The sequence below is a fragment of the Fulvivirga kasyanovii genome (assembly GCF_009711405.1).
Taxonomy (GTDB): Bacteria; Bacteroidota; Bacteroidia; order Cytophagales; family Cyclobacteriaceae; genus Fulvivirga; species Fulvivirga kasyanovii.
The window spans coordinates 1-6,222 of sequence record NZ_SMLW01000340.1 but is presented as its reverse complement, the minus strand read 5'-3'; the positions used below and the strand labels follow the sequence as shown (position 1 = coordinate 6,222).

Annotated in this window: 4 protein-coding genes; all 4 read right to left on the bottom strand. The window is 45.7% G+C overall.

Annotated features, from left to right (window positions below; all coding sequences use genetic code 11):
• Positions 1-47: 47 nt before the first annotated feature.
• Entirely contained in the window at positions 48-1,052 is a 1,005-nt protein-coding gene (locus tag E1163_RS03380) for a glycoside hydrolase family 5 protein (protein WP_155169456.1), read from the bottom strand.
• 10 nt (positions 1,053-1,062) lie between these two features.
• Complete coding sequence (bglX, locus tag E1163_RS03375) at positions 1,063-3,279, bottom strand: beta-glucosidase BglX (protein WP_155169454.1); 2,217 nt, start codon at positions 3,277-3,279, stop codon at positions 1,063-1,065.
• 83 nt (positions 3,280-3,362) lie between these two features.
• The gene (locus E1163_RS03370) at positions 3,363-4,745 is read right to left on the bottom strand and encodes a sialate O-acetylesterase (protein ID WP_155169451.1); all 1,383 of its coding nucleotides are present in this window, start codon (positions 4,743-4,745) and stop codon (positions 3,363-3,365) included.
• Between the two features lie 165 nt (positions 4,746-4,910).
• On the bottom strand, positions 4,911-6,002 hold the full coding sequence (locus E1163_RS03365) for an SGNH/GDSL hydrolase family protein (RefSeq protein ID WP_155169450.1): 1,092 nt from the start codon (positions 6,000-6,002) through the stop codon (positions 4,911-4,913).
• Positions 6,003-6,222: the final 220 nt, after the last annotated feature.

The window sequence follows — 6,222 nt, the reverse complement described above, 5'->3', positions numbered from 1 at the left end:
CTCCAAGGGTTCCAAAACCCTTGGAGGGTTATTTGTTAAAATTATATTTATTTATAACTATTCAACTTCTTCTTAAAAAACTTCCCGTGCCTGGAAGGAGTGTACTTATCATCAGTGTAAAGCCTTGGTGCCCATTGCTGGTCAAATACCCAAACTACATAGGATATATCCCTTTGGTCACAATAATTGGTGATGGCCTCGCCGTAGGTTTCATCGCTTATTACCGGCCTGTGCGCGCCAGGGTCTTCAGGGCCGCAGAAGCCTATTTCCGTTAAGATCACCGGGTATTTTTCTTTTACAAATCCCCAGTCAGCCGTCCACTTATCTTTCCAGGGGGCTTCCCTTTTTTGAGGGTAGGGGTGGCTTACATAGGCAATGCCTTCTGCCTCGATCGGGTTTTCCTTAACCGGAGTCAGGTCATAAGCCCAGTTGAAGCCGGCTACAAGGGGTATCCCTTCGCCTCCGTTGGCCCTTACTATAGTGATCATTTCCTCATTCAGTACCTTCCATTGCTCCCATGTGGCTGTTCCCAGGGTATTGTGATAGGTGGTAGGTTCATTATAGAGTTCATAAAATGCTACTACAGGGTTCTTGCCATATTTAGTGCCTATAGTTCGCCAAAAATCATACGTCTGCTTGAGGTCAGTGTCATAGATATCATCCTGGTACATCTCTGTTCTTAAGTTGCCTATACTATGCCAGTCGATGATGACGTACATACCCAGGTCCCCGGCCCACTGGATGCCCTGATCAAGCAGCTTGAGGTAATTTTCTTTGCCGCGTTTGCTCCATGCAGGGGGGTGAATAGGAAAGCGCACTATGTTGGCGCCCCATGCTTTTATTTCTTTGAAATAAGCCTTGTTCCAGTACCCCTGGCTTTCCAGCTTATCGGGATCGCTTGTACTGTAACCTCTGAAAACAATGAGCTTGCCATCTGCTTTTACAAAATTGTTGTTAACTACCCGTATTCTGTCCAGCTCCTGGGCAAATACGGAAGATGCACCCAAAATAAAGATGAAGGTGATCAGCACTTTAATACCTGATAATTTCATAAAAATATATTTAATGTAAACTAAAATCTGCTGAGAGTGTGGCATTTGAATCGCCCCCCACAAACACTTTAAAATCTCCCGGCTCAACCACATACTGGCCATCGTTATTATAAAATCCAAGTGAGGCGTGATCCAGGGTAAACCGGATCGTTTTCGTTTCACCGGCTTTCAATTCTACTAATTCGAAACCCTTAAGCTCTCTGACCGGCCGGGTTACACTGCCCACGAGATCCCGAACATAAAGCTGGACCACTTCCTTTCCACCCCTGTCACCGGTATTGGTTACTTCTACAGTAACTTCTATTTTACCGCCAACCTCAGTAGTGTGCCTGTCTAGCTTTAAATTTTTGTATGAAAACTGAGTATAGCTCAATCCATAGCCAAAGGGGTACAAGGGTGAATTGTCAACATCGCTGTAATGTGTCCAGAATACATTTTGAGGATCATCGCTATTGGGAAAAGGTCTGCCCGTATTTTTTCTGTTATAGTAAATGGGCACCTGACCGACGTTCCTGGGGAAAGTCATAGGTAGCTTTCCACTGGGGTTATAATCACCATAAAGCACCTGAGCGATGGCGCGTCCTGATTCGGTGCCCAGTTGCCAGGCTTCTACTATAGCGGGAATGTGCTCGTGTGCCCAGGTGATCGCTAACGGCCTGCCATTGTTTAATACCAAAACGATGTTGGGGTTCACTTTGTAAACTGCCTCCAGCAGATCCTGTTGCACACCTGGTAATTGAAGGTTCGTTCTACTCCGGCCTTCACCCGTCTGAAAGCCATGTTCCCCTAAAACCATAACCACCACATCTGCCTCCCGGGCGGCTTCTGTCGCCTCATCGAAGCCAGACTTATCCGTCTCATTAATGATCGTTTCCTGGGTGAAGGCAGTTTCCCCGATCGAAAGGTCTGCCCCCTTTTTATAAACCAGGGTGTTGCCCGTATATTCCTGCATACCTTCCAGCACGGAAACCGCCGTATGGTCATCTGATGCAATTCTCCAACTCCCTAAGGGACTGTTTTTATCAGCGGCCAGCGAGCCGATCAGAGCTATTTTTTGACCCTCCTTCTTTAATGGAAGCAAATGGTTTTCATTCTTCAGAAGTACAATGGACTTTTTGGCTATATCCAGAACGGCTTCTCTATTTTCTTTGCTACCTATAACCTCTTTTTCGCGGACTTTATCACAATATTTGTAAGGGTCATCAAAAAGGCCTAATTCAAATTTTAAACGAAGGATCCTTCTGACCGCATCGTCAATTAATGCTTCTTCTATAACCCCATCTCTTACCAGGCCTGCCAGTTCTTCCACATACACAAAGCCCTCCATATCCATGTCGGAGCCGGCGGTTGCCGCTATTTTTGCGGCTTCCCGTTTGTCTTTGGCATGGCCCCAGGGGATCATTTCAGCAATAGATGCCCAATCGGATACCACGAAACCGTTGAAGCCCCATTCGCCCTTCAGGATGTCCCGTTGCAGGTAGGTGTGGCCGGTAAGGGGGATGCCATTAAGTTCATTAAAAGAGTTCATCAAAGTCCGTACTCCGGCCTCTACAGCGGCCTTAAAGGGAGGCAAAGCTATGTTGTGTAGGGTGGAAGTGCCTATGTCTGCGGTATTATATTCTTTTCCGGCTTCTACAAAACCATATGCTGCAAAATGCTTGGCGCAGGCCGCAATGGTGTTTACGGCTGACAGGTCGTCTCCCTGAAAACCTTTTACACGGGCTGCAGCTACCTTGCTGCCTAAAAAAGGGTCTTCTCCGGCACCTTCCATCACCCGTCCCCATCGTGCATCCCTGGAGATATCTACCATGGGCCCGAATGTCCAGTTGATACCTGAGGCAGCAGCCTCTGCGGCAGCCACCGAAGCGGATTTCTGAATAGCTTCCATGTCCCAGCTTGCTGCTTCTGCGAGTGGTATGGGGCTTAAGGTTTTGTAGCCATGGATGACGTCAAAGCCTATAATAAGCGGAATACCCAACCGTGTTTCTTCAACTGCAATTTTCTGAACAGCACGAACTTCTTTTGCGCCCCGTACCGATAACATGGAGCCTACCCAGCCTTTCCGTAGGTGCTCATATTTTCTGGCCTTATCTTCCTTTTGGGATGGGCCTGTTACTTCCCAAAAACCATTATATTGGTTCATTTGCCCCACTTTTTCTTCAATGGTCATGATGGCCAGGAGCGATGCTACTTTTTGGTCTGTGGAGGTGTTTTGCTGTAGTTCCATTTTGCGGTTGAATTTTTTCAGTTCACCATTCGAAAGCTCTGATTTTCACCCGGTAAATGTCCTTCAAATTGCATTAGACGCATTTACTCAGGCTTTTCTGTCGTAAAACTTGAAGCAGGCAGGTGGGCCTTGTTGAAAATGTTGGATATACTCGTGTTGCCCCAGGCATACCGTACATATTTAGGCTTACTTACTTTATCAGAAGAGACGATAAACATATTTTTCTTTAAAGCTCCTTTAGCTTTGTGAAACACCCTATCAGCGCCTGCAACTTCAAAAAGCGTGTCTTTTGTTTTGAGATAAAGGCCTTCGGAATTTTTAAAATACACATAAGCCTTTTTGCCTTTAAAGGATACGGAATCCAGTAAAGGGCCCTCTACTATGCCTTGCATGGTCTGATAGTGATTTTTGAGAGCGATATTGGCAAACCTTAGCCCAACATCCAGCTTATTTCTAGGGTGGATGTCATCCGTAGTGCAAATGTCACTGGTCATCACCATGCCGGTATGGGGCACTGCCAATGTGCGTCTCTGCGCATCCCGCACCTTTACCCCAATCTCGGGTGCACCATACTCAAAAGGTGCTATTTGGGCATAATAAAACGGAAACTCCTGACCCCAGTCATTTCTCCATGACTGGATCAATGCAGAAAAAGTGTGCTGATAAGTATCCGCATTGCCTGTATTGGTTTCTCCCTGGTACCAGATAACGCCTGCCACTTTAAAGCCGACTAAAGGGGCGATCATGGCATTATATGTTCTGCCCGGCTCACTGGGGCACCATACGTCGGCGCCTAGTTTTTTGGAGGCTTCCTCAAGTGTTTTATCCGCATGGATCACTTCCTGCGGCATCCATGTTTCGGCCGGGGTTCCGCCCCAACTGGAGTTGACCAGGCCGATAGGTACATTCAGGTTTTCGTGAAGTTTTTTGCCAAAGAAATATGCTACAGCGCTGGAATACTGCATGGTGTTTGGTGTGCAGACCTGCCATTCACCCTTAAGATCAAGTTGAGGATTTTCTGCGCTGTTTTTAACCACATTAAAAAAGCGTATCTCGGGCTGGTCAGCGTTTTTGATGGCTTCTTCACCATTGGTTATTCCCGATGAGGGGGTCCATTCCATATTAGACTGCCCGGAGCAGAGCCAAACTTCTCCTATTAAAATGTCGGTAAGGACCACCTGGTTATAGCCCTTAATGGTGATCGTATATGGGCCTCCTGCTTTGGGTGTTTTGAGCAGTACCTGCCAGTTGGCATGCCTGTCCGCTTTTGTTTTGACTTCGGCAGTGTCCCAGCTTGTAGTGACAGTGATTTCTTCCATAGGATTGCCCCACCCCCAAAGTTTTACTTCAGCGTTTTGTTGCAGCACCATGTGGTCTGAAAAAAAAGCGGGTAAGGTTACATTAGAAAAAGAAGTGTTGGCTGCCAATAACAGAATAATTAAAGTGCAATATTTAATCTTATTCATATCTCAATATTTCAATTTACTTTAAAAGAGGCTCCTTTCCAGTTGTGGGATGCCGGTATGTGACATACTCCTTTTTAACTGCCCTACCATGGCCTGGCATAGGGGAGGGGTGAGCCAAAAAGCAATCCTGTTTAAATAAACCCTTGCCGGTATCCAAATATAGCATCACTCTTGATCATTGAGCAGGTCTTTGAAAAAAGGCTCAAGCTGTTCTGCCATTTGCTTATGCTCTGCTATAATAGGGTGCCAGGTACATCCTGTAGGGGAAACCGCAGCAAATTCGAAAATTGATACAGCATCTGTACCTAAATTTTCCTTGACTTTCTTCAGGCACGCCATCAATGTATCACCTTTTGCACCGGAAACCATCGGGCTGGTCAATAAAGCCACTTTAGTATCCGGGTAATGGCTGAAGATAGTTTTTACAAATTCCGTGTAATTACCAATAAACTTTTCTTTATCAAAAGGCAATCTCGGTTTTACGCCATCACCGTCCGACAGGTCATTGGTGCCCAGGCATATGCTTACCACATCTGGGTGTACGGTAAAATCTGCTTTTTTGGAGCTGTCGGTGTTCAGGTACAGGTTTTCATAAACCTGCGGCATGATGGGTTCGTCAATATTTTCATCATTCCAGTTTCTGTACATGCCTATACCGGAAACAGAACTTAATTTAAACGAGGCGTTCAGCGCCCTGGCCACCCGCGGCCCATACGCCAGATAGGCATTGTGCTGATCAAACCATTCCCCTGATCCGCAGGGTAAATCTGTGGTGTCAGCACCCATGCCACATGTGATCGAATTGCCAATAAACTCAATGAATGGACTGTTACTTTTTTCAATGGGCAATATTTTCTGAGCATCAGCCCCAAGAAATATTACGGTACCATTAATAGCTTCGGTAGCTTTATAAACTCCAATTTTAGATGGCTTGCTTTCCAGCTTTAGCGGAATAATTTCATCATCCTGCCCAACTCTGAAACGCCCCATGTACTTGCCATCAACTTCCAGCACGATATAACCATGAGATGTTTGGCCTGATTTTAAGTGTATACTCACCGAATCACCCTCAGCCATAAATTCCACAGAAGAGCCAGAACCAATTAAGGCAATCGTGCTATCGGCAAGCAATTCAACCCGGCCATTAGATAAAAAAGGAGAGACCTCGTTATTTGTATGGGAATTGGGTTTTTCCTGTTCTTTTTCGTTACAAGCAAGCAGGGATACCATTAAAAACAATAGAATACAATAGCGCATATCATCACAAATTTTAAGCGAATAAAGTTACTTTATGACGTGTTATTCTATTTGACCTAATTCATCAAATATTGATACGATTTAATGGTGTTCCCGGCATTAACAATTAGCAGCCTCTGTCCCCTCATTCCCCGGTTTGTCCCAGACAAACCGAATCTCCCCCCCGTTCTGTCCCCCGACAGAACCCTACTCTGGTTTGTCCATCGAAAAATGAAATAAC